Below are 24,478 nucleotides of genomic sequence, written 5' to 3' on the forward strand. Positions count from 1 at the left end.
GTATCGCGTCGATACATCGAGATGGGCGCGGCGTGTCGCTCGAGGTGGCGTATGTGACACAGGCGTGACGTTCGCGGCGTGTGTGGTTGACAGTGGCGAGCGTTACCCTCTGCTGGTGACCGACAGCGACCTGCCCGACGAGACCGAGGGCGACACCCCGTCAAGCCCCCGACCTGCGCGTTCGCGCCGATCCGGCAGACGCAAGGGCAAGAAGAAGCGCCCGATGTGGCTGCGCGTGCTCTTGGGCACCTTCCTGGGTTTCTTCACCATCTTCGTGATCGGCGTCGTCGCGCTGGTCATCGTCTATCTGCGCACCCAGATCCCGCCGGCCAACGCCAACGCCAACCGGCAGCTGTCGATCGTTTATTACAGCGACGGCAAGACTGAGCTCGACCGGTTCAACGCTGATGAAGGCAATCGCGAAGACGTCAAGCTGGGGCAGATTCCGACCGCGGTTCAATACGAGTTCCTGGCCGCTGAAGACCGCAACTTCTACACCAACAACGGTGTGAGCCCGACCGGGATCATGCGCGCGCTGTGGACCAACCTCAAGGGCGGCGGCAACGCCCAAGGCGGATCGACGATCACTCAGCAATACGTGAAGAACTACTTCCTGTCGCAGGACAAGACCTACACGCGCAAGCTGAAGGAGGCGATGATCGCGATCAAGATCGATCACAAGTACTCCAAGCAGCAGATCCTTGAGGACTACCTCAACAACATCTACTTCGGGCGCAACACCTATGGCATCCAGGCGGCCTCCAAGGTCTACTTCAACAAGGACGTCTCGCAGCTGAACCCGAGCGAGGGCGCCTTCCTGGCCTCGGTCATCAACGCGCCGGGGTTCTACGACCCGGCGAACGGCGCCAAGGCCGAAACGCGCGTACGCCAGCGCATGACCTACGTCCTCGACGGCATGGTCAGTCAGGGATGGATGACTCCCGCGGTGCGCGCGCAGCAGACCTACCCGACGATCCAGGGCCGCAAGACCAACCAGTACGCCTCGGGTCCGACGGGCTACATCACCGCCACGGTCCGCGCCGAGCTGAAGAGCAAGCTGAAGCTGAGCGACCAAGACATCGACCGTGGTGGTCTGCGCATCACGACCACGATCGACAAGAACGATCAGCAGGCTGCGGTCACTGCGGTTGAGAACGGCATGCCGAATAGCTCCAAGGACCTTCACGCCGGTCTCGTCGCGCAGAAGCCCGACGGCTCGATCGTCGCGATGTACGGCGGTGCCGACTATCGCGTGAGCCAATACTCCTCAGCCAATCAGGCTGCTTTGCAGGGCGGTTCGAGCTTCAAGGTGTTCGCGCTGACCGCCGCACTGCAGAACGGCTACACGCTGAACAACCGGTTCGACGGTTCCAGTCCGCTGAAGTTGCCGGGCTCGACAAAGCCGATCACCAACGACGCCGGCGAGCAGTTCGGCAGCGTCACGCTCAGCCAGGCGCTGAAGTTCTCGGTCAACACCGCGTTCGTCCGGATGAACATGGCCATGGGGCCGGCAAAGACGAAGGACGCGGCCATCCAGGTCGGCATTCCGGCATCGAGCCCGGGCCTGAACAACAACGGCAACAACGTGCTGGGTGAAGCATCGGTTCGGGTCAGCGACATGACCAACGCCTTCAGCACCATCGCCAGCGGCGGGAAGAAGGCCGACCCCCACGTCATCGCGAAGGTCACCAGCACCTCCGGCGCCTACAGCTACACAGCCAAGGGTTCGACCACCCAAGCCGTCGACGCGAAGGTTGCGAACAACGTCGCGGTCGCGATGGAGGGTCCGGTGAAGCCGGGCGGAACTGCCTACCAGGCGCTGCAGGACTTCACCCGCCCCGCCGGCGGCAAGACCGGAACGACCAACAACTACCGCAGCGCGTGGTTCACCGGCTTCACCCCGAACCAGCTGACCGCCAGCGTGGGCATGTACGCCGGTGACGGCAGCGCGACCACGTCACTCAGCTCCGAGGGACAGAGCTTCTACGGCGGCACCGTTCCGGCGTTGATCTGGAAGAACTTCATGCAGTCGGCCCTGCAGGGACAGCCGGTGGCGCAGATGCCGAAGGCAACCCAGCAGGCGACGCAGACCGTCGCGCCGCCGGTGCAGTCGACCACCACGGCGCCCTCGACCACCGCGCCGTCGACGACCTCGACGAGTTCGACCTCCACGTCGACCAGTTCGACGACGACCTCGACGAGCTCTGCCCCGACCTCAACGTCGACGTCAACCAGTTCGGCGCCGACCTCCACGAGCCAGCCGCCCACCTCGACGAGTGCCCCGCCGGCATCGACCAGTCAGCCGTCGCTGACCACCCCGCCGGCGGCATCGGCGCCCGGCGCCGGCTCAGTGCCCACCCGCAGTTCTCGGTCCACCCGCGCCGCGGCGGCGACGGCGACCTCCGGTCCCTGACCGGCCACGTATTCTGCCGACCGTGTCCAAGATGCCTTCGCGTGATGACCTGCGCCTGACCATCCCCAGCCGCGGCGAAGACGTCGTGGCCTGGTCGACCGAGGTCATCGGCGGCCCGACCGGTCGCTATGCCGCGATCGGTCGCCAGGGGATCTCGTACGCAGTCATCGTGCTGAGTTCGCTGGCCAGCGTCTTCGTCGCGCTCGGCGTGGTGCAAAAGGAATACTGCGTCCGCAACGGCTGGGGCGCTCCCGATTCGCTCTGGCGCGCCTGTTATTCCGACCTCCCGGTCGCCGCCGGTCAGACTGGTGGCCCGTGGTCGCCGGGCAGTTCTGGCCAATCGCAGCCGGTGCTGACCGCCGTTTTGCAGTGGCTGCTGCGCGTGATCCTGCCGAACGAGACGGGGGTCGCGGCCCAGCGCACCTACTTCACTGCCGGCGCGGTCATCATCGCGTTGCTGGTCGCAGCGACGGTGGTGGCCACCATGTCGGCGATGCGCGGAACTCCGTGGCTGGCGGCCCACGTCGCGCTCAGTCCCGTTCTGGTGACCGCCGCCCTCGTCTCCTTCGACATGTTCGGCGTCGCGCTCGCCACCATCGGCTTCGCCCTGTGGGTGCGCGGTCGCCCGCTGAGTGCGGGGTTGCTGCTGGGTCTGGGTGTCATGGCCCGCACCTATCCGTTGGTGTTGATCCTCGCCATCGTGTTGGTCGCGCTCCGCGACCGTCGCTCGGCCGAACTCGGCCGGATGCTGCTGGGTGTCGCGGCCGCCTGTGCCGTTTGCCTCGGTGGCGCCCTTGCTGTCGGCGGCCACCCGCTTCGCGTCTACTCGAACTGGTACGACCAGGGCGCCGGCTTCGGTTCGCCGTGGCAGGTGATGGGGCTGTTGAAGATGCCCCTGTCGGCCCACACCTCCAGCATCCTGGCGATGCTCGGCTGGCTCGCGGCGCTCTTGGTCGGCGTCTATCTGACCCGTCGCCCGCGCCACCTGACTCCGTTGGCGCCGTTGGCCCTGACGATGTTGGTCATCGTCATGTGCACCGGCAAGAGCTTCCCGGTTCAGCAGGCCGTGTGGTTGCTGCCGCTGCTCGCCTTGGTCGCGATGCGCTGGCGCGAACACCTCATCTGGGCGACCGTCGAGATCGTCTACTTCGTGATGACCTGGATGTATGTCGCCGCCTCCTCCGACCCGGCCAAGGGGTTGGCGCCGGAGGGCTACTTGGTCTTCTCCCTGGTGCGGCTGGTCGCGTGGGCGGCGATCGGCTGGATCGGGTGGGAGTCGGCCGAACAACTCGAGGACTTCCGCGACCCCGATGGTGCCGTCGCGGCGGAGGAGCAGCTGCGTCGTGAGTTGTCCACAGGCGATTCGGAGTTTGTCGGCGGCCGGGCCTAGACTTGCCCGCGTTGCGCGGTCACCGGACCGAGCGACACCGCAGTAAACCTCCTGTCACGCCAGATCGGCGTGACCGCCTGAGACCGAAGGAGGCTGGTTTACACATGCGTCAGTACGAACTGATGATCATCCTCGACTCCGAGATCGATGACCGCGCAGTTGGCACCCAGCTCGACAAGATGCTGACCGTCGTCACCAAAGATGGTGGCACGCTCAACAACGTCGACATCTGGGGACGCCGTCGTCTTGCGTACGACATCAAGAAGCAGTCCGAGGGTATCTACGCGGTGGTCGACATGACCGCCGAGTCGGCGACCGCCAAGGAGCTTGACCGCCAGCTGGGACTCAACGAGTCCGTGCTGCGCACCAAGCTCATGCGCAAGGACGCCTGAGAAACACCCTCACCCGAATCGAGTTAGGACCTCACCATGGCCGCTGGCGACACCGTCATCACGATCATCGGCAACCTCACTCAGGACCCGGAACTTCGGTTCACGCCGTCCGGGGCCGCTGTTGCGAACTTCACCGTGGCTTCCACGCCGCGTACGTTCGACCGACAGACCAATGAGTGGAAGGACGGCGAAACGCTGTTCATGCGGTGTTCCGTGTGGCGCGAAGCGGCGGAGAACGTCGCTGAGTCGCTGACCCGTGGATCCCGCGTGATCGTCTCCGGACGGTTGAAGTCTCGTTCCTTCGACACGAAGGAGGGCGAGAAGCGAACCGTCATGGAGCTCGACGTCGACGAGATCGGTCCGTCGCTGCGCTACGCCACCGCCAAGGTCAACAAGACCCAGCGTGCTGGTGGCAGCAACTTCGGCGGCCAGCAAGGCGGCAACTCCGGCGGAAACTTCGGCGGCGGCAACGCTGGCGGAAACTTCGGCGGTCAGCAAGGCGGCAATGCTGGGGGCAACTTCGGTGGCAACACGCCGCAGGAGGACCCCTGGGCGACCGGCGGCAACGCCGGTGGTGGCCAGCAGAGCAACACCGGCGGCAACGCTGGCGCTGGTCAGCAGGGCGGTGGCTGGAACTCCGGCCCGTCCTATGACGAACCGCCGTTCTGATCCAACCCGATTCGAACCGCGCGTCTCGCGACGCGCACCACCTGTAGAAGCACCATCCCGAGCTCGCTCGGGCTTTCCCGAAGGAAGAGGAGAGCACCACGATGGCCAAGCCCGTTGTGCGCAAGCCCAAGAAGAAGGCCAACCCGCTGAAGGCGGCGAAGGTCGAGACCATTGACTACAAGGACGTTGCGTTGCTGCGCAAGTTCATCAGTGACCGCGGAAAGATCCGTGCGCGTCGCGTCACTGGTGTGACCGTCCAGGAGCAGCGTCAGATCGCCAACGGCGTGAAGAACGCTCGCGAAATGGCACTGCTGCCCTACTCGTCGTCCGCACGCTGAGTCAGGGCAAGGAGAAAATCACATGAAGATCATCCTCACCCACGAGGTGCACGGTCTCGGCTCTGCCGGCGACACCGCCGACGTGAAGGACGGCTACGCCCGCAACTTCCTGTTCCCGCGTGGCCTGGCCACCGCGTGGACCAAGGGCGGACAGAAGCAGGTCGAGTCGATCACCAAGGCGCGCGAAACCCGCGCCGTGAAGTCGCTCGACGACGCCAAGGCGCTCAAGGGCGCCCTGGAGGGTTCGAAGGTCAACCTGCAGGCCCGCGCCGGTCAGACCGGTCGCCTGTTCGGTGCCGTCACCACCGCCGAGATCGCTGACGCGGTCAAGGCTGCCGGTGTCGGTTCGATCGACCGCCGCACCGTCCAGGTTGCGCAGCCGATTCGCTCGCTCGGTGACCACGAGGTTCAGGTTCGCCTGCACCCCGAGGTCGCTGCGACGCTGAAGCTGAACGTCGTCGCCGCCAAGTAACACCCCTGCAGTAGCGCAAAGCGCCCCCGGCTCCGGCCGCGGGGCGCTTTGTCTTGCTGTGTGCGAGCGCTCAGATTCCCGTACGCAGCCAGGCGTCGCTGCGCGCCCGCCACTGCAGTCCGATCAACCGTGCACCCATGAACCAGCCGAGCGCGGCCCACAGGAGGGCGATGCTCACCGTGTTGGAGTCGAAATGCTGGGCCCGCAGCAGCAGGAGCACCGGAACGTAGACCGCGAGGGTGGCCAGTTGCAGCCAGGCCAACACCACATTGTCGCCGGCTCCCATCAGCACCCCGTCGAGAACGAACACCGCGCCGGAGACCGGCTGGGTGACAGCGAGCACCAGGAGGGCGACCGTGAGGCAGTGGCGTACGGCCGGGTCCGTGGTGAAGAGCAGCGGCGCGACCCACGCGAGCGCAGCTGTGATCAGCCCGAGAATGGCCCCGGCCCGCCAGCCCCAGCGCAGGATGCTCCGGGTCGCCGCGCGGGTCTGATCCGCGCGGCCGGCGCCCAGGTCGGTGCCGATGAGCGCTTGGGCGGCGATCGCCAGCGCATCGAGGGCGAACGCGAGCAGGTTGAAGACGTTCATCGCGACCTGGTGAGCGGCCAGCGGGACCTCGCCGAGGCCAGCGGCCACCCAGGTCGTCAGCAGGAAGCCGATGCGCAGGGCCAGGGTGCGGACCAGCAGCGGGGCGCCGTGGCGCGCGGCCGCGAGGACCGCCAGCGGCTGAAAGTGCAGCCGGGCACCCTCGCGATGCGCCCTTCGTACGACCACGGTTGCGAAGGCGAGCGCCGTGGCGCTCTGGGCTATGACAGTGCCGACGGCGGATCCGCGCAGACCGAGCCCAGCCGGATAGACCAAGAGGTAGTTAAGGAGTGCGTTCGCGGCGAACCCGGTCGTGGCGACGATCAACGGTGTACGGGTGTCCTGGAATCCGCGGAGGACTCCTGTTGCGGCCGACACCAGTAGTAAGGAGGGAATACCGGCTGCGCCGATCCGTACGTAGTCCGTCGCCGGGCCGACCAGCGAACCGCCCGCGCCCATCACGGTGACCAGGGGCCGCGCGGTGAGAGCGACCAGGGCGGTCACTGGAATGCCGATCACCAGGGCGAGCCAGAGACCGTCGACGCCCGCGGAGAGGGCTTCGGCCGGTCGTCCGGCCCCGATTCGACGGGCGACCAATGACGTGGTGGCATAGGCGAGGAAGATGAAAACGCCTGCGGCAGTGAGCAATACCGACGATGCAATGCCGAGGGCGGCCAGCTGGGCTGTTCCGAGGTGGCCGACGATCGCGCTGTCGGTGAGCAGGAACAGCGGCTCGGCGACAAGGGTGAGGAACGCCGGAACGGCCAGGGCAAGAATGCGCCGCGCGTCGACGCCGCCGTGGGGGACCGTCACTGGTGACCGGTGGGGCAGATGGGACGTGCGGGCTGCATGTCCACCACCCTAACGGGGGTGACCCTTCCCGAACGGCCACTATGCGAGACGCTCAAATCTCGCGATGTGGACGGCTTTGAGATGCGAATTCGGCAACCGAGGCGCCGTTCCTGCCAAGTGCCGAGATGCCAGTAATCGCAAGGGAATAACGGAACGGTCACGACCGAGCAGTAGGTGGTTGAACCGGCCACCAACCGGAGGTGTCGTGGAGGGGGTGTAACACCAAGAGTGAGCAAATCCACTGAACTGTTTCGCGTGTTCGGGAACCTTGGGGCAGTCTTCTTCAGGCGTACAAGCCTTCCGGGGGGAAGCCCACGCGCCGCACAAGCTCAGTTTCATCAGTTTCACCCTGTCCGAACATCACCAAGTGCCGAAGGGTCTTCCCTCCATGGGTTCCTACAAGCCTCGCCATCTCAAGCACGAGACCGGTTTGGTCTCCAACCTGGTTTCGCGCCGCGGTCTCGCCGTTGCGGCCACCGCCGCCACGATCGTTCCGATCGTCGCCGCCGAAGGTGCCTCCGCTACGGCACCGCCGGCCGCTGTCGCGATCAAGGCCGCTCGCGCTGCCTACGTCGTGAGCTACGGCTCCACCGGCACCTACGTGAAGACCGCTCAGCAGCGCCTGGTTGCCCGCGGCTACCGCATCGCCACGGACGGCCACTTCGGTCCGGCCACGCGCACCGCCGTCAGGTCGTTCCAGTCGCGCAACGGTCTTTCGGCTGACGGCGTTGTCGGTCCGATGACCTGGAGCAAACTCGGTGGCGTGCCGTCGGGTTCGACCACCTCGCGTGACGAGACCCGTCCGCCGGCCACCGGCGGCTCGGCTTCGGGCATTGTCGCGATCGCCAAGCAGTACCAGGGCGTTCCGTACGTCTACGGCGGCTCGACCCCGGCCGGCTTCGACTGCTCGGGCTTCACCCAGTACGTCTACCGCAAGGCCGGCATCAACATCCCGCGTACCGCCAGCGCGCAGCAGCGTGCGGCATCCCGCGTGTCGACCCCGCGTCCCGGCGACTTGGCCTTCTCCGGCTACCCGGCTCACCACGTGACGATCTACGTCGGCAACGGCTACGAGATTGCGGCCCGTTACCCCGGCACCGTCATCCGCGTGCAGAAGATCTACGGCTACAAGACGTTCGGTCGCTTCTGATCCCACCGGATCGACGCATAACGCGTTCAGACGCCCTTTCACCCCTTCGGGGGTGGGAGGGCGTCTTCGTTGGCCGCAGTGCCGCCTGAGGGCGCTAGGGGGAGACCGAGCGCTGGAGCAGGTGCAGCTGTCCGCGGGGTATGTGAGTGGTGTTGAAATCGTGACGAACCGATGGAACCGGTTCGGCGTCGCCTGTTTCCTGACGCGGGTCGATCCGTGTGTGGCGCTGGAGGCGGTTGCGCAACAAGGGCCTTCGGCGGTTGCGCGAAGGTAGCCGGTAGTACGCCCGAGGCGCTCCAGGGGCCCGGCGACACTCCGAGGAGATCGCCAAAATCTCACAATGTGAGCAAATTACATGAAATCGGCAGTTCGGCGTGTCGTTCGAAACGCTCGCTGAGGCGGTCTGCTAGTTACATCGGCTCACTTCCCAGTCGTGGAGCGTAAATCTGCGTGCGCGGCGTTGTGTTGTCATCGCGTCCCATGAGTCACATACGCCTCAGGAGCCTCATGTGCAAGCACTGACACGCTGATTTACATCACTCACGACTTCCCCACGCGTTCAACTATCGGCAAACTCCAGCACGCAGCCAAATCCGGAGCGCTCGGGGCCGAGGATTCACGTTCGTCTGATGGGGAAGTCATACGGCGGGGCTGTGCGTCACGAGACGAGACCGTACGAGTACCGAGAGGGCCCGATGACGACCATCACGCCACGCCACCAGAAGCTTCGCCCGGGATTAACCAGTCGGCTCGCGCCGGCTGTCACCGCTCACAAGACCGTCATTCTTGGCGGGGTAGTGGTCGCCGCACCGGCGACCGCGTTGAGCGTCTTGAGCGCGGCTCCGGCCGAAGCGCTCACCGTGCACACCGCCGGCACCGCCATCAAGGCAGCTCCGGTCACCCAGGACATCACTTGGCTGCGCTATGGCGACAGCGGCGACCTGGTGAAGGTGATGCAGCAGCGCATCGGCGGCATCGCCGTCGACGGCCAGTTCGGCCCGATGACTCTGGCCAAGGTCAAGTCGTTCCAGGCCGCGAAGGGGTTGTACGTCGACGGTCTCGTCGGCCCCAATACCTGGCAGGCGCTGGGCGGCTTCCCGACCACCGTTCCGGCGGACCCGCCGCCCACGACCACCCCGCCGCCCACACCGCAGTGCGAGGTGACCACCGTCCGCTACGGCTCCGGTGGCCAGCTGGTCCAGGTTCTGCAGCAGCGCCTCGGTGGCATCGCCGTCGATGGTGACTTCGGTCCGGCCACTCTGGCGCGGGTGAAGTCCTACCAGACTGGCAAGGGACTGCCGAGCACCGGAGTTGTCGACTCGGCCACCTGGTCCGCCCTCGGTGGTTTCCCGTGTGGGACCGCGACGCCGACACCGCCCCCGCCGACGACCGACCCGGGCACCTCCACCGACAAGGGCCAGCAGATCATCGCCCTTGCTCGCCAGTACCTCGGTGTTCCCTACGTCTGGGGCGGCGACGACCCGAGCGGTTTCGACTGCTCCGGCCTGACGCAGTACGTCTACGCGAAGGCCGGGATCGCAATCCCGCGCGTGGCGCACTTGCAGCAGAACTTCCTGCGCCCGACGTCGAACCCGCAGCCGGGTGACCTGGTGTTCTTCGGTTCGCCCGCCTACCACGTGGGTATTTACCTCGGGAACAACACGGAGATCGCCGCGCCGTATCCGGGCCAGGTTGTCCGCGTACAGCCGATTTACTCCACGCCGTCCGGCTACGGCACCTTCCGCTGATTCGGGACCCAGGACAGAGAGACAAGCTTGTGATTCGCACTGCCATGGCCCCACGCCACCAGAAGCGGCGCCCCAACGCGGCCGCTCAGATCGTCACCACGCCCCGCTTGATCGCGGGTGTCGGAGTGGCCACCGTGATCCCCACCGTCGCCGGCACAGCGCTCGCGCCGTCAGCGGACGCGACCGTACACAGCGCCACTCAAGGCGTCAGCAAGGCTGCCGCGGTTCGTGCGACCGCGGTGAAGTCCGCGACGACGGCCGTCACCTGGCTGACGTACGGCTCGACCGGATCGTTGGTGCGCACTGCGCAGCAGCGTCTGGGCGGACTCGCGGTCGACGGTTCGTTCGGCCCGGCCACGCTGGCTCGGGTGAAGGCGTTCCAGGTCGACCACGGTCTTTACGCCGATGGTCGCATCGGTCCGGACACCTGGTCCGCGCTCGGGGGCTACCCCAGCGGCTCGTCGACGCCCGCTCCGCCCACCTGCTCGGTCACCACGTTGCGCTACGGCTCGACCGGTGCGTTGGTGAAGACCGCGCAGCAGAAGCTCGGCGGACTGACGGTCGATGGTTCGTTCGGCCCGGCGACATTGGCTCGGGTGAAGGCCTACCAGCGGGCGCAAGACCTTTCGGTGACTGGTGCGGTCGACACCGCGACGTGGAAGGCGCTCGGGGGAGTTTGCGGACCGACGACCACCCCGCCGGTGACGACGCCGCCGGTCACGACCACTCCGCCGGTGACAACGCCGCCGGTCACGACCCCGCCGGTTACGACTCCGCCGGTCACCGTCGGTGACCCGAGCGGGCCGTACCGCATGCCGTGGACCAAGGGCGCGACGTACAAGATCACGCAGGGTCCGAACGCGACCTACTCGCACAACAACAGTTACGACCGTGACGGCATCGACTTCGGGATGCCGGTCGGCACCCAGGTCGTCGCGGCGCGCGCTGGTGTTGTCTATGACACCGGGTATGTCTCCTCGGGCGGCAACTACGTCAAGATCAAGGACGCCTCCGGGCTCTGCCAGGTGTACTTCCACCTGTCGAGCTACCAGGTCGTCGAGGGTCAGTCGATCAGTCAGGGTCAGAATCTCGCGCGGTCGGGCAATACCGGCTACAGCACGGGCGCTCACCTGCACTTCCAGCTGATCAGCTGCACCACCTGGCGCACCGCAGGTCTGCCGGATTCCGTCGAGCGCGGAACGAGCTATGTCACCGGCGCTTATGTGACCAGCCAGAACGGCTGATCACCCAAGGACACAGAGGCCTCTCGCTACCAGCTATCCGGTAGCGAGGGGCTTTTGTCGTGTCGGTGATTGACTGCTGACACTCCCCGGTCTCACCCCATGGGCCGCAGCATCGGCGCAGGTCAGCAGCTTTCCCACAGCTTTGTCCACAGCCTGTGGGAAATGTTCCACAACGGCGCGCACACGTTCTCCCCAGGTTCCCCACAAGACTCTCTTCGACCGGTTTGTCTGCTGCCCCGCGGACGTCGTACGGTGCGCTGTCGGCTTGTCAGTGGTGGCTGATCTGATGGTCCCTGGGTCGACACGATGGGCGGAGCGCAAAGCATGACGGTGATGAACGAACCGATGCCGGATTATGGCGAGCCGAGCGACGGCGGTCCGGGTTTGCCCCCGCAAGACCGTGGCGCGGAGCAGTCCGTTCTGGGCAGCATGCTGATCAACAAAGACGCGATCGGCGACGCGATCGAGGAGACCCGCGGGCGCGACTTCTACTTCCCGGCTCACGAGATCGTCTTCGACACGATCATCGAGATGTACGGGCGAGGCGACCCGGCCGATGCGCTGACCGTCGCCGACGAGCTCAACAAAAAGGGCGAGCTGCTGCGGATCGGTGGGCCCGCTTACCTGCACGAGCTCATCCAGATGGTGCCGACGGCGGCCAATGCCGGTTACTACGCACAGATCGTTTCTGAGCGCGCGGTGATGCGCCGGTTGGGTGATGCGGGAACCAAGATCGTGCAGCTTGCTCAGCAGCCCGGTGGTGGCGACACCGTCGACGTCATCAACGCCGCGCAGCGGCTGGTCTTCGACGTGTCGGCCGGTCGCAAGGCCGATGACTACGTCCGACTCGGCGAGGTGGTCGAGCAAACCGCCGATGAGATCGAGGCGGCCAGCTCGCATGGCGGCCAAATGACCGGGGTGCCGACCGGGTTCGCCGATCTCGACACGCTGACCAACGGGCTCCACCCAGGTCAGATGATCGTGATTGCGGCGCGACCGGCGGTGGGCAAGTCGACCATCGGACTCGACATCGCCCGCTCTGCCTCGATCAAGAACAACATGACTTCGGTCATCTTCAGCCTGGAAATGAGCAAGGTCGAGATCAGCATGCGTCTGCTCTCAGCTGAGGCGGAGATCCAGTTGCAACACATGCGCAAGGGCTCGATGCGCGATGAGGACTGGGCCAAGCTCGCGGCCACGATGGGTCGCATCTCGGATGCGCCGCTGTTCATCGATGACTCGCCGAACATGTCCTTGATGGAGATCCGCAGCAAATGTCGTCAGCTGGCTGATCGCCACAACCTGAAGCTGATCATCATCGACTACCTACAGCTGATGTCATCGGGCAAGCGCGTCGAGTCTCGCCAGCAGGAGGTCGCGGAGTTCTCCCGTGCGCTGAAACTGTTGGCCAAGGAACTCGAGGTTCCGGTGATCGCCATCTCGCAGCTGAACCGTGGATCGGAGCAGCGCACCGACAAGCGTCCGCAGATGAGTGACCTTCGTGAATCGGGCTCCATCGAACAGGACGCCGACATGGTGCTCCTGCTGCACCGCGACGATGCCGCCAACCGTGATTCGGAGCGTCCTGGTGAGGCCGACATCATCGTGGCGAAGCACCGTAATGGCCCGACCGACACGATCACCGTGGCGTTCCAGGGGCACTACTCGCGGTTCAAGGACATGGCGCAGAACTTCTGAGGGTCTGCTGTTGTCGAGATGCAGCGAACATTTCATAAACTGCGTTTGTATGTAACATAAACCAGCTGTTATGTCGGCGCGCGCGGCGATTATTCAGGGTTATGGACTGGAGTACGGTTGTCGTGCCAGTGGCGGCACACGTGGGTACACACGTACTCAGGGCATTGTTCTGGCCGAGGGCGCTGACTCGCGCGGTCCTCTTTGGGCCTCCACCACGATGATGCAGCAGTGACCAGTGTGCTCACCGTCCCATCTTCGAGGAGATTGCTGCCGGCGTTTCCCTGGGCAGGCGCTGTCGGAGGTCCTGACGCTCCAGACCGGTTCGCGTCTAGGGTCATAAAAATGACTAGCTCTGACTGGCTGGACGGTCCTCGTCCGGAGGTCGTTCTGACCTCGACGGTGAGTGTTGATGGTCGGATCACCTTGGGCCGTTCGCAACGGCTGATGGAACCCGCTGTTGGGGCGCGGTGGGCGACGATGGCGGTCGCCGGGGCGTTCGAGCACCGCCAACAGGAGTTGGAAGCGGACGCAGTCCTGGAGGGCAGCGGATCGTTCGTCGATGTCGACGCTCCGATCCCTGAATGGCCGTCACCGTCGCCGGGAGGCGGTTCTCTGCATTCGGACTACTTACCTGCCGAAGCCCCGCGATGGTTCGTCGTTGCCGACAGTCGCGGCCGAGTTTCATGGGCGTTCACCGGGGATGACGACATGCGGCTGCTCGTCCTCGTGTGCGAGAAGACGCCACCGGGTTATCTCGCGCGATTACGTGAGCTTCGAATCGCCTACCTGGTCGCTGGACTCGATCGGGTCGACCTCCGGATCGGACTGGTCAAGCTCGCCCATGACCTGGGCGTGCGTCGCGTGGTGGCCGACTCCGGCGGGACATTGAACGCGTCCCTGTTTTCGGCGGGCCTGGTCGACTTGGTCGACGTCGTGACTCTCCCAGGGCTCGTCGGCGGGGCCGAGACGCCGACGATGTTCGACGGTCCGGAGCGACCTGCTCCGGAGGCGCCGATCCGCCTTGAACTTGTCGATGTCGCTGCGCAAGCGGGCGCGGTCCGTACCCGCTACCGCGTTCTTCGATGACGGTTGCCGTGGCGCCCCCACGGCAGATGCCCGGGTGATCGCCGCCTGGGTCGTGATTTCTGCCGTACCGACAGCGGCCGCCACCTGCGACACGATCCGACCGGGGCTGCAAGCTTGGCGCGTCAAGCCACCAGACTGCGTCCATGGCCGAGTACTTCGACGGATGGTTCCGCCCAACGGAGGTGAAATCGTTGCCGGCCGTCGCGTCGAAGCGCACGCTCAGTAAGGCCATCTGCAATGCGTTAATCGATCGGTACACCCGGGTCGAGTTGATGTCCGTCCTACCCGAAGAGCTCCGACTGGAATGGCGACGTGACGGGGCGCAGCCCGGCCAGGCCGATACGAAACGCGAACTCGACACGGGCTACATCGAGGACTGGTCGGTCGCGCAGCTGGCATCCCTCGCGCATCGGCTGAGCACCTACCGCGACATCCACAAACTCAACCAAGAGCAACTGGCTTTCCTGGTGGATGCCTACGAACAAGGAGAAGGCGTAGAAGGCAGGACGAAAAACCTGATCTTCGCCAGCACCGGCCCGAAGCCCGACCTGGTGCTCAGGGATGCCGTCAGCAACGACATCGAGATCGTGGCGAACGGCGACACCTGCCTCATCTACGACCAGCCGTTGCCCGACGGCGGGTTGAAGTTCAGTGATCTCGTGGCGTGGTGGGCAGCCCACCAGTCCTGTCCGCCAGACCTCGATGACCCGGGCATCGCACGCCATCTGTATCAGCGGTTGGCTGCCTCACTCGCGAGCCCGCCCGAGATCCTGCTGTTCCGGACCTACTACGCACGGTTCAAGGAAAACCCGAACGTCATCGCGCTCGTACCGCAGGTTTATCTCCACTACGACCCGCTCGACCAGAGAACCCGCCGGGCATCAGTGAACGGGGCGCCTTTGGCGCGCCAGCGGATGGACTTCCTCATGCTGTTCAGCGACAGGAAACGCGTCGTGATTGAAGTCGACGGCAAGCAGCACTATGCGGCCGGTGAGTCCGCCTCCCCGCGGCTCTACTCCGAGATGGTCGCTGAGGACCGACGGCTCAAGCTCGCTGGGTATCAGGTCTTCCGATTCGGCGGTTACGAACTCGGGCGGCCAGGCGCGGAGGCGATGCTCAATGAGTTCTTCGACGAGATCCACTCTCGGATGAGTTGAGCGCAGGGGCCCAGAGGCCCAACGGCACGGTCCGCCTGGCCCGCATCTGGCCCCGCTGTCTCGTGCCGAGCATGGCTAGGTGGGCTGCGCAGCTACTTGCCACACCATGCGCGAAGCAGACCGATCTGTGACAAGTACGACGGGAAGTATGCGACATCTTCGCCCCATCTCAACACCGCTGTTGGTCGTGGGCGCCACTACCGGAACGACGTGCGCTTTGCAGATGTAGTGTTCGATCCGCTTCATCGCCGCTGACCTGGCCCACGCCACCAGTCGAAGTTCAGTCCAGTCCAATTCCCTGGACGGCTCAATTGTGAGGTTGATGACCATGATCGCAGGAGAACTTGTGGTGCTTCGTTCCCGGATCGAGGCGGACGTACCGGTGCTCCACGCCGAGCTCTACGAGGACGTGGCCACCCGCTCCAGGGCCGATCTTCGTCCGTGGCGGCCACTGCCGGTGACGGTATCGCCGTTTGCCGTTGACGCAGGGTCGGATCACGCGTCGTTGTTCTCCGTGGTGGAGCGTTCCAGCGGGGATCTCGCAGGGGAAGCGGTGCTGTGGGGGATCGACCGGCACAACCGCTCCGCCCATGTCGGACTGGCGCTGCGCCCGCATTTCCGGGGTCGCCGCCTCGGGGTTGATGCCCTGAACGTGCTGACCGGTTACGGGCTGCACGTACTCGGCATGCATCGTCTGCAACTCGAGACCCACAGCGAGAACGCGGCGATGCTCGCTGCGGCGACCCGACTCGGCTACCAACGCGAAGGGCGGCTACGCGATGCTGCCTGGGCCAACGGCGCGTTCGCCGACCAGATACTGATGTCCATCCTTGCCACCGACGGTCGCCGGGAAACATCCACTCCCGCGTCTGGTTCGCCGTCTGGTGCTTGAGGCCCTCTGGCGAAGTGCAAAGGGACGAGCACATCGAAAGTCTGGTCGTCTTCGTCGACCGGTTCGGCCCGGTCTGATCGTCGCTGGCACCACGAGTTGGCGAGGCCTCGGCGCGGACTTTCCGAGGGGGCACGGCTTCGCCACGCCGTCACAGGGACGACGTGGCGAAGCTTCTCGGGACCGTCAGCGGTCGATCATCTTCTGCATCGCGTCCGGGTACCGCGCCCCCTGGACCTGCACGCTCGCGGATGCCGCGTCGAGCTCAGCGAGGTCCTCGGCGGTGAGCTCGAGTTCTGCGGCAGCGATGTTCTCCTCGAGGCGCTCGATCCTCCGGGTCCCGGGGATCGGGGCGATCCACGGCTTCTGCGCGAGCAGCCAGGCGAGGGCGACCTGCCCGACCGTCGCCTGCTTGCGCTCTGCGACCGCCTTGATAAGGTCGACGAGGGCGAGATTGGCCTCCAACGCCTCCCGCTCGAAGCGCGGCAGGGAGGCACGGATGTCGCCCTCACCGAACTGGGTGGTCTTGGTGACCTGACCGGTCAGGAAGCCGCGTCCGAGCGGGCTGAACGGCACGAACCCGATGCCGAGCTCTTCGAGCGCCGGCAGGATCGCCTCCTCCGGCTCCCGCCAGAACAGGGAGTACTCGCTCTGCAGAGCGGTCACCGGCTGCACCGCGTGCGCGCGGCGGATCGTCTGCACGCCGGCCTCCGACATGCCGAAGTGGTGCACCTTCCCGGCGTCGATGAGCTCCTTGACGGTCCCGGCGACTTCCTCGATGGGAACGTCCGGGTCGACGCGATGCTGGTACAGCAGGTCGATGGCGTCAGTGCGCAGCCGTCGCAGGGAGCCCTCCACCGCGGCGCGGATGTTCTCTGGGCGGCTGGTGACGCCGGTCTGCGTACCGTTCTCATCGAAGCCGAAGCCGAACTTGGTGGCGATGACGACGCCGTCGCGGACCGGTGCGAGGGCCTCGCCGACCAGGTCCTCGTTGTGGAAGGGGCCGTAGACCTCCGCGGTGTCGAAGAAGGTCACTCCACTCTCGACCGCCGCGCGCAAGAACGTGATCATCTCCTCGCGTGGGGGCCGAGGCCCGAAGGACTGGCTCATTCCCATGCAGCCGAGTCCGAGCGCGGACACCTGCAGGCCTGTCGTGCCGAGGGTGCGTGTCTTCATGTGCGGTTCTCCATTCGTCGGACGAGCGGTCAGTGACGCGCGAGGGCGCACTCAGGCCTCGGGGATCGGGCGGCCGAAGTTCTCCAGGGTGATGTCCTCGGGCTCGGGTCCGCCGCGCTGGCCGGTGTCCAAGGCGTCGATGGCAGCGAGCTCCTCGGACGCGAGGGTGAAGTCGAAGACGTCGAAGTTCTCCGCGATGCGGTGCGGCTTGGTCGACTTCGGGATCACCGAGCGGCCCTGCTGGAGGTGCCAGCGCAACATGACCTGGGCCGGTGACTTGCCATGGGCCTCGGCGATCTTCCGGATGGCGGGGTCCTCCAGCGTGCTGCCATGGTTGCCGTCGCGGTAGAAGGTGATGCCGCCGATGGGCGACCAGGCCTGGGTGAGGATGCCGTGCTCGGTGCCGATCGCCTGCACCTCGCGCTGCTGGAAGTAGGGGTGGACCTCGATCTGGTTGACCGCCGGGACGACCGTCGCGGTGTCGAGGAGTCGGGTGATGTGGTCGACCATGAAGTTGCTGACGCCGATGGCGCGGACCTTGCCCTGCTCCAACAGCGTCTCCAGCGCACGGTAGGCCTGCAGCGTCTTGTCGAAGTCCGACGGGAGCGCCTGGTGCAGGATGAGCAGGTCGATCTGGTCGACGCCGAGCTTGTCCGCGCTCTTGTCGAATCCGTGCAGCGTCTGCTCGTAGCCGTAGTCGCTGATCCAGATCTTGGTCTCGATGAACACCTCGTCGCGGCCGACACCAGATCCGTGGATGGCCTGGCCGACCTCGCGCTCGTTGCCGTACGCGGCGGCGGTGTCGATGTGGCGGTAGCCGGTGCTCAGGGCGGCCTCGACTGCGGCGTGCGTCTCCTCGGGCGGGGTCTGGAACACCCCGAGGCCGAGGGCGGGGATCTCGACGTCGTTGTTGAGCTTCAGCGTGTCCATGCCGTTCTCCTGTCGCTGTGGCTGATCTTGCGTCTTTTCCACGGTAGGGAACCTGGGCGGCTGCCGGGAGGCCCTGCGGTTACCCCCTTCGGAGGGTTCCGGTCGGGTGGAGGGCGGCAGTCGCCGACGGACCGACGCGCACCCATGCTCAACGCCGCGGGTGGCCACGTGCGCCAGAGACAGGGCGATCAGGAAGTGACGGCGGTGCTGCGCTCTTCATCGGCAGACTCCCGCGCTGCTCTCGACGCAGACCGCCGAGCGAGCACGACCGCCGCGACCGAAGCCGCCACCACGAGCGCCAGGACGAACGCGCCGTACCCGAGCACGGTCGGCCGCAGTCCCCACTCCTCCACGGCTAGCCCGGCGACCAGCGCCGGGATGCTGAACGCCGCGTAGCTCACCACGAAGGTCGTGGCGAATGTCTGTCCGCGGTCGCGCGCCGGGGTGACCGCGGCGAGCGTTCCCATCGCCACCATGAACGTCGAACCGAAGCCGAGGCCCGCCGCCGCCGATCCGACGACGTACACCCAGAGTGACGTGTTCAGGGTGGCCACCACCGTCAGTGCGACGCCGGTGCCGAGCGTCGCGTAACCGAACGGGAGTCGGCGGGGCTGGGGGAGCCGAGATGCGATGAAGGAGCCCAGCGCACCCGCCGCGAAGAACGCACCGAGGACGAGGCCGACGACGAAGTGGTCGGTGACGCCGAGCAGCCGGCCCACGACCGAGGAGCCGAGCGAGAGGTAGAGACCGCCGAGCGCCCAGGTCGCGCAGATGGCCGGCACCAGGGCGGCGAAGGTCGCACGAGCCGGCTGCGAGACTCCCGCGCTCGGCAGCAGCGAGCGCGCCACCGTACGTCGGCCGGCGCCAGAGCGCTCTGCTGCCTCGGGAACGAGCAGCAAGATCAGGGCGAAGGCGATGTAGGCCGCGAAGAGGATCCAGAAGACCAGCTGACGCGGAGCGGGGGCGTGCTGCACGAGGGCCCCGGCCAGGACGGCGCCGAGCGCGAGGCCGAGCGGTGGCGTGCTGCTGCTGACGATCGATCCGAACCGGGCGTTCGGCTGCAGGTCGACCACCATCGCGCTGATGGTGCCGGTGATCGCGCCGGTGGCCAGACCTTGTACGACCCGGGCGACGACCAGGCCGGCCACACCGTGCGCGTTGGCGAAGAGCACCATGCCCACGGCCAGGACGATGAGGCCCGAGATGATGACCGGCCGCCGGCCGACGTGGTCGGAGACCGACCCGACGGTGAGCAGCGCGGCCAGCAGTGCGACGACGTACACGGCGAAGACGACCGTCAGGGTGAACGCCGAGAATCCCCACAACCGCTGGTAGACCGGGTAGAGCGGTGACGGTGCTGCGGCGGCGGCCATCGCAGCCACCATGGTCGAGCCCGCGATCGCGAACGATGCCGGTCGACCGAGTTGAAGCTGCATGACGCCCTCCGTAGTTAAGGCAATGATGTTTGCTTTAGGGGAACGTACACCGGGGGGTGCGCTAATGCCAACAACATTGCAATAATGACTTCTATGCCCACCGAGACACCCGCCCGCCGCCCTGGCGGACGCAGCGCGCGCGTGCAGGAGTCGGTCTACACCGCGGTCGGCCAGCTGATGGCCGAGAGCAAGCCCGACCGCATCACCATCCCGATGGTCGCCCAGCGCGCCGACGTCAACGCCACGAGCGTCTACCGCCGGTGGGGCGACATCGACGCGCTGCTGGAGGAGGTCGCGGTCGCCGCGCTCACCCGCGAGGGCGACATGTTGCCCGACACCGGCAGCATCGCCGGCGACCTGACCGCGTGGGCGACGATCATCGCTGAGGACATCGCACAGCCCAAGCGCACCCGCTATCTGCGCGCGCTCGTCTCGGCCCGCGACGGGCTCGTGCCCGAATGCCCGTGCTGGGGCACCCGGCAGCAGCAGTCCGCGGAGATGATCGCCCGGGCCCGCTCCCGCGGGGAGGCAACACCCAGTGTCGAGCAGGTTCTCGACCACGTCATCGCCCCGCTCTACCACCACGTGGTCTTCGGGTTGCCGATCGACGCCGCGTACGCGGAGCGTCTGGTTCGCGACGTGCTGGTCCTGGCGCGCTGACCCGGCAGGGCGAACAAGGCACCTGACCGCTCAACGGGCCTACCGTGAAAGCGGGAGTCCGCTCGGACCCCCACGCCAGGTGACGGAGTTCGCATCGTGCCGGGGAGCGTGGATCTTTGTCGCCTTGCTGGGCTCGGCCGTCCACGGCCGGGCCGTGTCCCACAAGTCACAAAGGAGTGAGCATGTCGGGAAACAAGGCCGTCGCGTACAAGGAACCGGGTGTCGTCGAAGTCATCGACACCGATTACCCCACCTTCGAACTGAAGGACGGGCCGGGCGTCAACCCGGACAACGTCGGACGCAAGGTGCCCCACGGCGCCATCCTGAAGACGGTGACCACGAACATCTGCGGGTCGGACCAGCACATGGTTCGCGGACGCACCACCGCGCCCAAGGACCTGGTGCTCGGTCACGAGATCACCGGCGAGGTGGTCGAGGTCGACTCGGACGTCGAGTTCATCAAGGTCGGTGACATCGTCTCGGTGCCGTTCAACATCGCCTGCGGGCGCTGCCGGAACTGCAAGGAGCGGAAGACCGGGATCTGCCTCAACGTGAACCCGGACCGCCCGGGCAGCGCGTACGGCTATGTCGACATGGGCGGCTGGGTCGGCGGTCAGGCCGAGTTCGTACTCGTGCCGTACGCCGACTGGAACCTGCTGAAGTTCCCGGACCGGGACCAGGCCCTCGAGAAGATCATGGACCTGACCATGCTGTCGGACATCTTCCCGACCGGCTTCCACGGCGCGGTCACAGCCGGTGTGGGCGTCGGCTCGACCGTGTACGTCGCGGGTGCCGGACCGGTCGGCCTCGCGGCCGCCGCGGGCGCGCAGCTGTTGGGGGCCGCCGTCGTCATCGTCGGCGACATGAACGCGGATCGCCTGAAGCAGGCGCAGTCGTTCGGCTGCGAGACGGTCGACCTGTCCAAGGGAGAGCCCAAGGACCAGATCGAGCAGATCCTCGGTGTTCCGGAGGTCGACTGCGGTGTCGACGCGGTCGGTTTCGAGGCGAAGGGCCACGGCTCCGACTCGTCCCACGAGGCGCCGGCGACCGTGCTCAACTCGCTGATGGAGGTCACCGCGGCCGGTGGCGCGCTCGGCATCCCGGGGCTGTACGTCACCGGCGACCCCGGCGGCATCGACGAGGCCGCTCAGCGGGGGGCCCTGTCGCTCTCGCTGGGCACCGGCTGGGCGAAGTCGCTGTCGTTCACGACCGGTCAGTGTCCGGTGATGAAGTACAACCGGCAGCTGATGATGGCGATCCTGCACGACAAGGTGCAGATCGCGAAGGCGGTGAACGCCAAGGCGATTCCGCTGGAGGAGGCGCCGCGCGGCTATGCCGAGTTCGACGCCGGCGCCGCGACGAAGTACGTCCTCAACCCCAACGGGTACGTCAAGAACTGACCGTTCCCCGGGTACGGCGGCGGCTGATCGCGCGACATCTCTCGCGCGGTCGGCCGCCGTGTCGACGGGGAGCCGACGACGCCGGAGGAAGGTTCCGATGACACCACCGACGCTGTTCCTGACGGTGGGTCTGCCCGCGACCGGCAAGACCACGGCCGCCCGGCGGATCGAGGTCGAGCACGCCGCGCTCCGGCTCACCAAGGACGAATGGATGAAGGCTCTGTACGGCCGGGACAACCCGTCGTCGGCCGCGGACGTGATCGAAGGACGACTGATCGGGATCGGACTGCGAGCGCTCGAACTCGGGACGAATGTCGTCCTCGACTTCGGCCTCTGGGGGCGGGACGAACGCTCCGCCCTGCGGCAGGCGGCCACCGACGTGGGCGCCACGGCGCAGCTGCGCTACTTCGAGCTGCCGACCGCGGAGCAGCGCCGGCGACTGGATGCCCGCCAGTCCGATGCGCCGCACACCACCTGGCCCATGTCGGATGACGAACTCGCCCAGTGGGCAGCGGGATTCGACGTCCCGACCGCCGGAGAACTCGACGGCAGCGAACCGATCGACGCGCCACCGGCCGAGTTCGCGACCTGGGCCGCGTGGCGCGATGACCGATGGCCGCCCGCGATCGTCTGACGGCCGCGGTCTGCCCCGCCGGGCGCATGGACCCGCGTACCTGGGAAAACGCTGAATCCCGTGTCACAGAGGGCGACTCGTGACTAGCCTGAGCGCGCTGTCGCCCGACCGGGAGCTGTCCCGCGGGTCTGCTCACTCAAGGGGGATCCTTCGATGAACGTGCCTGAATCCGCTCGGCCTCTCGGCGCCACAGATGCCGGCGACACCGCCGTGAATCCCGCCGTTCTTCCCGAGGACCTCACGCGTCGATCGCTGCGTACGACCGGCCGGGAGAACGTCGGCCGGGGTCTCGCGGCCGCCTCGTTCGCGATCGTGCTCGGCGCGAGCGCCGCCGTCGCGCTGTGGAAGGTGCACTTCGTCGCCTCGATCTCCAGCGCGCTGATCGGCATTCTCGCCGTCCGCCTGTACGAGAAGGGCGCCGGGCAACAGCCGAAGAAGGGCCTCTACCCGCTGGTCGGGCTGATCGTCGCCGGGGTCGTCGTCTCGTTCTTCGCGGTGATCGCGGCCGACCTGGTGGAGGCGTACAACTCCGCGGGGCAGCCGCCGATCGGCTACTCCTCGGCGCTGGACTTCGCGGCGCGCAACATCACCGAGCCGAGCGTGCTCAGCACGTACCAGAACGACGCCGTCATGTTCGCCCTGTTCGGCCTGCTGGGCACCCGGCGCACCATCACCCGGCTCATCGCCCTGGGTCGGTCCCACCGGCACGGCGCCTGAGTCGCGGCGACGCGATGAGCGAGCCCGACCCGAGGCGCACGCTGACGGAGCTGCAGCTGGTCGACGAACAGCTGGCCGATTGGCGGATGCTGATCGACCGGTTGCACGCCAGCTTCGACACCGGCGACTTCGCGACCGCCGCACGGCTCGTCGCGGACATCGCCTCGGTCGCCGCGCGGATGGACCACCATCCCGATCTGGACGTGTCGTACGGACGCCTGGACATACGGCTGATCAGTCACGACGTGGACGGGGTGACCTCGCGTGATGTGGCGCTCGCCCGGGCCATCAGCGAGCTGGCCTCGAACGCCGGGGTCACCGCGCGGCCGGAGCGGATGAGTGTGCTGGAACTCGCCCTCGACACCGCCGACGAGGCTGAGATCAGGCCGTTCTGGGCGGCGCTGCTCGCGCTCGACACGGTGAATGCGTGGGGCGAGCTGCAGCTGCGCGACGGCACCGGACGCCGCCCGACGATCTGGTTCCAGCCGACCGAACCCCACTCGACCCCGCGGCAGCGGTGGCACCTCGACCTGCGCATTCCGCCCGAGGTGGTTCAGGACCGCATCGCCGCCGCGCTGGCGGCCGGCGGAGAACTGGTCGACGACAGCGCGGCGCCCGCCTATTGGGTGCTCGCCGACGCGCAGGGCAACCGCGCCTGCCTGACCACCTGGCAGGGCCGCGAGTAGCGGTCGCCGGCCGATCTCGGAATGGTTCGGTGTCCGCCGACACGTCCTGGCTGTTCACTGGAGACATGACCGCGACTCAGCCCTCCGCGCCGCGTGCCGCCGAGGCGGACCTGACAGTGGTCGGCCGGGCGATCGCCGACCGTTCACGGGCGCAGATGTTGTCGGCCTTGCTGACCGGAACGGCTTGGACCGTCGGCGAACTCGCTTCGTACGCGGGAGTCGCTCGCAACACCGCCAGTGACCATGTCCGGCAGCTCGCGGCCGCGGGTCTGGTCACGGTGCTGCGACAGGGGAGACACACGTACGTCGCGCTGGCCGGTCCGGAGATCGCCGCCGCGTTGGAGGCCGTGAGCCTGATCGCTCCGCCGATGCGACCGGTGGCGAGCCTGCGCGGTCAGCGAGACGCGCGCGAGCTCACCGCCGGACGCACCTGCTACCACCACCTGGCCGGTGTTCTTGGGGTCGCGCTCGCCGATCGGTTGCGCGAATGTGGGCTGGTCGGTGCCGATCACGACGTCACCCCAGTGGGCCGGCACTGGTTCACCGAGCGGGGAGTGGATCTCGACGTCCGTACGGGGCGGGTGCTGCTCCGGCCATGCCTGGATTGGACCGAGCGCCGTCCACATCTGGCTGGTGTGCTGGCCGACCGTCTGGCAGATCGGGCGTTGGCCGAGGAGTGGGTCCGACGCGGTACCCATCCGCGCGCGGTCCACCTCACCCCGCTCGGGGAGCGTCGGCTGTTCGGCGACTGACGG

The 24,478-nt window shown here is 66.7% G+C and carries 23 protein-coding genes; 19 read left to right on the forward strand and 4 right to left on the reverse strand.

What is annotated here, in order from left to right; translation table 11 throughout:
• The first annotated feature begins 115 nt into the window (after positions 1 to 115).
• The 6 genes from ACYU98_RS03740 to rplI all read left to right on the forward strand — a co-directional run bounded on the left by ACYU98_RS03740 (position 116) and on the right by rplI (position 5,674).
• Positions 116 to 2,413 carry a transglycosylase domain-containing protein gene (locus ACYU98_RS03740; protein ID WP_460466847.1) on the forward strand — a complete coding sequence of 766 codons (2,298 nt, stop codon included), beginning with the start codon at positions 116 to 118 and terminating at the stop codon, positions 2,411 to 2,413.
• Positions 2,414 to 2,444: 31 nt separating this feature from the next.
• Entirely contained in the window at positions 2,445 to 3,803 is a 1,359-nt protein-coding gene (locus ACYU98_RS03745) for a glycosyltransferase 87 family protein (protein WP_460467407.1), read from the forward strand.
• 104 nt (positions 3,804 to 3,907) lie between these two features.
• Positions 3,908 to 4,195, forward strand: coding sequence for a 30S ribosomal protein S6 (gene rpsF / locus ACYU98_RS03750; RefSeq protein WP_460466848.1), 288 nt, complete (start codon positions 3,908 to 3,910; stop codon positions 4,193 to 4,195).
• A gap of 36 nt (positions 4,196 to 4,231) precedes the next feature.
• Positions 4,232 to 4,864: a single-stranded DNA-binding protein gene (locus tag ACYU98_RS03755; RefSeq protein WP_460466849.1), complete on the forward strand. Its 633-nt coding sequence runs from the start codon at positions 4,232 to 4,234 to the stop codon at positions 4,862 to 4,864.
• Positions 4,865 to 4,965: 101 nt separating this feature from the next.
• Positions 4,966 to 5,202: a 30S ribosomal protein S18 gene (rpsR, locus tag ACYU98_RS03760; RefSeq protein ID WP_460466850.1), complete on the forward strand. Its 237-nt coding sequence runs from the start codon at positions 4,966 to 4,968 to the stop codon at positions 5,200 to 5,202.
• A gap of 22 nt (positions 5,203 to 5,224) precedes the next feature.
• Positions 5,225 to 5,674 (forward strand): 50S ribosomal protein L9, encoded by a 450-nt coding sequence (gene rplI, locus ACYU98_RS03765; protein ID WP_460466851.1) that lies wholly within the window; start codon positions 5,225 to 5,227, stop codon positions 5,672 to 5,674.
• A gap of 70 nt (positions 5,675 to 5,744) precedes the next feature.
• On the opposite strand, the gene ACYU98_RS03770 is transcribed toward rplI, so the two are convergent.
• Positions 5,745 to 7,073 (reverse strand): MATE family efflux transporter, encoded by a 1,329-nt coding sequence (locus tag ACYU98_RS03770; RefSeq protein ID WP_460466852.1) that lies wholly within the window; start codon positions 7,071 to 7,073, stop codon positions 5,745 to 5,747.
• A 427-nt stretch (positions 7,074 to 7,500) separates the two neighbouring features.
• Between ACYU98_RS03770 and ACYU98_RS03775 the strand changes: the two genes are divergently transcribed.
• From ACYU98_RS03775 to ACYU98_RS03805, 7 genes are all read left to right on the forward strand, one after another.
• Entirely contained in the window at positions 7,501 to 8,262 is a 762-nt protein-coding gene (locus ACYU98_RS03775) for a C40 family peptidase (RefSeq protein ID WP_460466853.1), read from the forward strand.
• A gap of 695 nt (positions 8,263 to 8,957) precedes the next feature.
• Entirely contained in the window at positions 8,958 to 10,010 is a 1,053-nt protein-coding gene (locus tag ACYU98_RS03780; RefSeq protein ID WP_460466854.1) for a C40 family peptidase, read from the forward strand.
• 29 nt (positions 10,011 to 10,039) lie between these two features.
• Positions 10,040 to 11,254 carry a peptidoglycan DD-metalloendopeptidase family protein gene (locus tag ACYU98_RS03785; RefSeq protein ID WP_460466855.1) on the forward strand — a complete coding sequence of 405 codons (1,215 nt, stop codon included), beginning with the start codon at positions 10,040 to 10,042 and terminating at the stop codon, positions 11,252 to 11,254.
• Between the two features lie 333 nt (positions 11,255 to 11,587).
• The gene (gene dnaB, locus ACYU98_RS03790; protein WP_460466856.1) at positions 11,588 to 12,952 is read left to right on the forward strand and encodes a replicative DNA helicase; all 1,365 of its coding nucleotides are present in this window, start codon (positions 11,588 to 11,590) and stop codon (positions 12,950 to 12,952) included.
• 342 nt (positions 12,953 to 13,294) lie between these two features.
• A complete protein-coding gene (locus ACYU98_RS03795) occupies positions 13,295 to 14,038 on the forward strand; it encodes a dihydrofolate reductase family protein (protein ID WP_460466857.1) in 744 nt (247 codons plus the stop codon).
• Between the two features lie 143 nt (positions 14,039 to 14,181).
• Positions 14,182 to 15,195: a hypothetical protein gene (locus ACYU98_RS03800; protein WP_460466858.1), complete on the forward strand. Its 1,014-nt coding sequence runs from the start codon at positions 14,182 to 14,184 to the stop codon at positions 15,193 to 15,195.
• 322 nt (positions 15,196 to 15,517) lie between these two features.
• Positions 15,518 to 16,087, forward strand: a complete 570-nt coding sequence (locus ACYU98_RS03805; protein ID WP_460466859.1) for a GNAT family N-acetyltransferase — start codon at positions 15,518 to 15,520, stop codon at positions 16,085 to 16,087.
• Between the two features lie 183 nt (positions 16,088 to 16,270).
• On the opposite strand, the gene ACYU98_RS03810 is transcribed toward ACYU98_RS03805, so the two are convergent.
• From ACYU98_RS03810 to ACYU98_RS03820, 3 genes are all read right to left on the reverse strand, one after another.
• Complete coding sequence (locus ACYU98_RS03810; protein WP_460466860.1) at positions 16,271 to 17,260, reverse strand: aldo/keto reductase; 990 nt, start codon at positions 17,258 to 17,260, stop codon at positions 16,271 to 16,273.
• A gap of 51 nt (positions 17,261 to 17,311) precedes the next feature.
• Positions 17,312 to 18,190 (reverse strand): aldo/keto reductase, encoded by an 879-nt coding sequence (locus tag ACYU98_RS03815; RefSeq protein WP_460466861.1) that lies wholly within the window; start codon positions 18,188 to 18,190, stop codon positions 17,312 to 17,314.
• Positions 18,191 to 18,378: 188 nt separating this feature from the next.
• A complete protein-coding gene (locus ACYU98_RS03820) occupies positions 18,379 to 19,626 on the reverse strand; it encodes an MFS transporter (RefSeq protein ID WP_460466862.1) in 1,248 nt (415 codons plus the stop codon).
• Between the two features lie 84 nt (positions 19,627 to 19,710).
• On the opposite strand from ACYU98_RS03820, the gene ACYU98_RS03825 reads away from it, so the two are divergent.
• The 6 genes from ACYU98_RS03825 to ACYU98_RS03850 all read left to right on the forward strand — a co-directional run bounded on the left by ACYU98_RS03825 (position 19,711) and on the right by ACYU98_RS03850 (position 24,475).
• Complete coding sequence (locus ACYU98_RS03825) at positions 19,711 to 20,286, forward strand: TetR-like C-terminal domain-containing protein (RefSeq protein ID WP_460466863.1); 576 nt, start codon at positions 19,711 to 19,713, stop codon at positions 20,284 to 20,286.
• Positions 20,287 to 20,468: 182 nt separating this feature from the next.
• A complete protein-coding gene (gene fdhA / locus ACYU98_RS03830) occupies positions 20,469 to 21,686 on the forward strand; it encodes a formaldehyde dehydrogenase, glutathione-independent (protein ID WP_460466864.1) in 1,218 nt (405 codons plus the stop codon).
• A gap of 97 nt (positions 21,687 to 21,783) precedes the next feature.
• Positions 21,784 to 22,320: an AAA family ATPase gene (locus ACYU98_RS03835; protein ID WP_460466865.1), complete on the forward strand. Its 537-nt coding sequence runs from the start codon at positions 21,784 to 21,786 to the stop codon at positions 22,318 to 22,320.
• 153 nt (positions 22,321 to 22,473) lie between these two features.
• Positions 22,474 to 23,037, forward strand: a complete 564-nt coding sequence (locus ACYU98_RS03840; RefSeq protein ID WP_460466866.1) for a hypothetical protein — start codon at positions 22,474 to 22,476, stop codon at positions 23,035 to 23,037.
• Positions 23,038 to 23,051: 14 nt separating this feature from the next.
• On the forward strand, positions 23,052 to 23,723 hold the full coding sequence (locus ACYU98_RS03845; protein ID WP_460466867.1) for a 4a-hydroxytetrahydrobiopterin dehydratase: 672 nt from the start codon (positions 23,052 to 23,054) through the stop codon (positions 23,721 to 23,723).
• 65 nt (positions 23,724 to 23,788) lie between these two features.
• Complete coding sequence (locus ACYU98_RS03850; RefSeq protein ID WP_460466868.1) at positions 23,789 to 24,475, forward strand: ArsR/SmtB family transcription factor; 687 nt, start codon at positions 23,789 to 23,791, stop codon at positions 24,473 to 24,475.
• Positions 24,476 to 24,478: the final 3 nt, after the last annotated feature.

The organism is Calidifontibacter terrae, assembly GCF_054778835.1.